Below are 3,161 nucleotides of genomic sequence, written 5' to 3'. Positions count from 1 at the left end.
AAAGAAGAAGAAGTAAAAGAAGTTCCTGTTAAAAAAGAAGAAGTAATAGATACAATAGGGAATAAGGGTGAAAAAATAGATACTACGGAAGTAGTTAACAAAGAAGTAATTAAAGAATAGTCACAAATAATTAATAATTGACAGGAAGTAACCTGAATAATTAAAATTGTACTTTATGTAAGTTCAATTAAAGGTTTTCCGATAGCAGACCTAAAGGTCATAAATAATAAAAAGTTAAACTAAAAATTTATGAAAAAGATTATTGTTTTATTATCCGCAGTAATATTTGCTGCAGGCATGCAATCATGTAAAAGCAATGGAGATTTAAAAGATGGAATTTATGCCGGCATTTCAACTGATAAAGGCGAAATTTTGTTGAAATTAAATTATAAAGAAACTCCTATGACTGTTGCCAATTTTGTTGCTCTGGCTGAAGGTACAATGGAAAATGAAGTAAAACCCGTTGGAACACCATTTTATGACAGTTTAAAATTTCACAGGGTAATTGCCGATTTCATGATTCAGGGTGGCGATCCAATGGGAACAGGACAGGGAGGTCCGGGATACATGTTTGATGATGAGTTAGTAGATTCTTTGAAACATGATGGTCCGGGGGTATTATCAATGGCAAATTCAGGTCCTAATACTAACGGGAGTCAGTTTTTTATAACTCATAAAGCCACTCCCTGGTTGGATGGACGTCATACTGTGTTTGGAAAAGTTGTAGAAGGTATGAATGTTGTAGATTCAATACAGCAAGATGATATGCTTAATACTGTTACTATTATCAGAGTAGGTTCTGATGCTGAGAGCTTTGATGCACCAAAGGTTTTTGGAGAGAAATTAAAAGCTATAAAAGAGGCTCAGCAAAAGGCGATGAAAGAGCAGGAGGAACTGATGAAAAACTTGGTTGATTCCTTAAGTGTTAATGCTATTGATGTGGAGAAAACCGAAACAGGATTGGTTATAATAAAAACTAAGGAGGGTAACGGAAGAAAACCTGTTGCCGGTCAAACAGTAAAAGTTGATTATAAAGGTATGCTAATAAGTGGGAAGGTGTTTGATTCTTCTTACGGGAAAAATCCTATCGCATTTCCTGTTGGAGTTGGTAGAGTTATTCCGGGATGGGACGAAGGTATTCTTAAACTGAACGAAGGAGATAAGGCTACTTTTGTTATTCCTTCTTATTTAGCATATGGAAAAAGAGAGATAAAAGATGTTATTCCTGCTAATTCTAACTTAGTTTTTGATGTTGAGTTGGTTGAAATAGTAAAAGACAAAAAATAAGCTTATTTTTGCGCAAAATTTAATAAGATGCAAGACGGATTATATGCAAAATTTCACACTACGAAAGGTGAGATTTTAGTGAATTTAGAGTTTGAAAAAGCTCCTGTTACAGTTGCAAACTTTGTTGGTTTGGCTGAGGGGAAAATCAAAAACAATCAAAAAGGAGAAGGAGAGGCTTATTACGACGGATTGAAATTTCACCGCGTAATTGCTGATTTCATGATTCAGGGAGGTTGTCCTTTAGGAACAGGAACAAGCGGTCCCGGATATAATTTTGATGATGAAATACATCCTGATCTTAAACATACAGGTCCTGGTATTTTGTCTATGGCTAACGCCGGACCGGGAACAAATGGATCTCAATTCTTTATTACTCATGTTGAAACAGCATGGTTAGATGGTAAACACACCGTTTTTGGAAATGTAGTAGAAGGAATGGAAACTGTAAATGCAATTGAGCAGGACGATAAAATGGATAAAGTAGAAATTATCCGTGTTGGTGCTGCTGCCGAAGCTTTTGATGCTGCGGCAATGTTTGCAAAGCAGGAGGAGTTAAAAAATGAAAGAGAAGCTAAAGCTAAAGCTGAGCAAGCTGCCCTTCTGAAAGAACACGTTGCAGGATTTACTCAAACAGAGTCTGGTTTATTCTATAAAATAGAAAAAGAAGGAAACGGTGCGAAACCTGCAAAAGGACAAACTGTAAGTGTTCATTATAAAGGAATGTTGCTCGACGGAAGTGTTTTCGATTCTTCTTATAGTCGTAATCAACCAATTGATTTTGCAGTTGGAGTAGGACAGGTAATTCCGGGATGGGATGAAGGTATTATGATTATGAATCAGGGAACTAAAGCTACTCTTGTAATTCCATCTGACTTGGCATATGGAGCAGCAGGAGCCGGTGGTGTTATTCCTCCAAATGCTGTATTGAAGTTTGAAGTAGAATTAGTTTCTGTAAAATAGGAATTAATTATACTTATATATACTAAAAAAGTGGGCAATTTGCCCACTTTTTTAGTTTTAAAGATATTTGCATTAACGAATGTTTTTGTCATAAAGTATTGATAGTTAGTGTGTTTGCATTTGCGTTTGTCCATGTTAAATATAAAGAAGTCATGTTTGTGAAAATGAAATGCATATTTTGCTAGTTAGTTAGATGTTTTTACATACTTTTGCATCATTATGAAAACAGGTAAAGTAAAATTTTTTAATGATTCAAAAGGATTTGGATTCATTACAGACAACGAGGACAATCAAGAGTATTTTGTACATATTTCTGGATTAGTAGACGAAGTAAATGAAGGTGACGATGTTACTTTCGATCTAAAAGAAGGAAGAAAAGGTCTTAACGCAATTGACGTTAAATTAGCTTAATTTATTAAGTACTTTTAAGTTATTATGAAGTCTAAACATTTCGGTGTTTAGACTTTTTTTTTGTGATAAAATGGAGTAGTTTAATAGTGATGGATCAAGTCCATTTTCTGGGGAGGGTGAAAAATTATGCATAAAGTATACATAGTCTGAACAATAAAAAAGGAATATCTTTCACTCCTCTAAACTGTCTTCTAAAGTCTTTAATTTTTGCATTAAACTATTAAGTGGAAGCATTATTACGTAATGAAATACTAAGTTAGGAAATAGTTAAATTAATAGTGTCTGCATGCCAAAATAATTGAATAGTCTTCGTCATCTATCCATAATCTTCTTCGTATAGCAGAATGTCCCTGTGCTTCCGACAGTGATAGTTGTAGCTTTTTCGGAAATGTTTACATTCATGGACTCCTAAATATAAAATTATTAATGTGAATAATTGCGTTTCGCTTTTTTGCGAAACATAGCATGGAGAAAGAAAGCTGGCAACGGTTGAGAGTGAGGAA

At 34.4% G+C, this 3,161-nt stretch carries 3 protein-coding genes; all 3 read left to right on the top strand.

Annotated elements, in window-relative coordinates:
• Positions 1-297 precede the first annotated feature (297 nt).
• Positions 298-1,287, top strand: a complete 990-nt coding sequence (locus tag ABFR62_13860) for a peptidylprolyl isomerase (protein MEN8139504.1) — start codon at positions 298-300, stop codon at positions 1,285-1,287.
• 27 nt (positions 1,288-1,314) lie between these two features.
• Positions 1,315-2,247: a peptidylprolyl isomerase gene (locus ABFR62_13855; protein ID MEN8139503.1), complete on the top strand. Its 933-nt coding sequence runs from the start codon at positions 1,315-1,317 to the stop codon at positions 2,245-2,247.
• Positions 2,248-2,466: 219 nt separating this feature from the next.
• Positions 2,467-2,658 carry a cold shock domain-containing protein gene (locus ABFR62_13850; protein ID MEN8139502.1) on the top strand — a complete coding sequence of 64 codons (192 nt, stop codon included), beginning with the start codon at positions 2,467-2,469 and terminating at the stop codon, positions 2,656-2,658.
• The last annotated feature ends 503 nt before the right edge of the window (positions 2,659-3,161 follow it).

This window comes from Bacteroidota bacterium, from assembly GCA_039714315.1.
In the GTDB taxonomy this organism is placed as follows: domain Bacteria; phylum Bacteroidota; class Bacteroidia; order Flavobacteriales; family JADGDT01; genus JADGDT01.
The sequence above is the reverse complement of the archived record's forward strand: the minus strand, read 5'-3'. Positions and strand labels throughout refer to the sequence as shown.

Coding starts and splice junctions, on each gene's coding strand:
- ABFR62_13855 (MEN8139503.1), top strand. CDS start 1,315: ATGCAAGACGGATTATATGCAAAATTTCACACTACGAAAGGTGAGATT.
- ABFR62_13860 (MEN8139504.1), top strand. CDS start 298: ATGCAATCATGTAAAAGCAATGGAGATTTAAAAGATGGAATTTATGCC.
- ABFR62_13850 (MEN8139502.1), top strand. CDS start 2,467: ATGAAAACAGGTAAAGTAAAATTTTTTAATGATTCAAAAGGATTTGGA.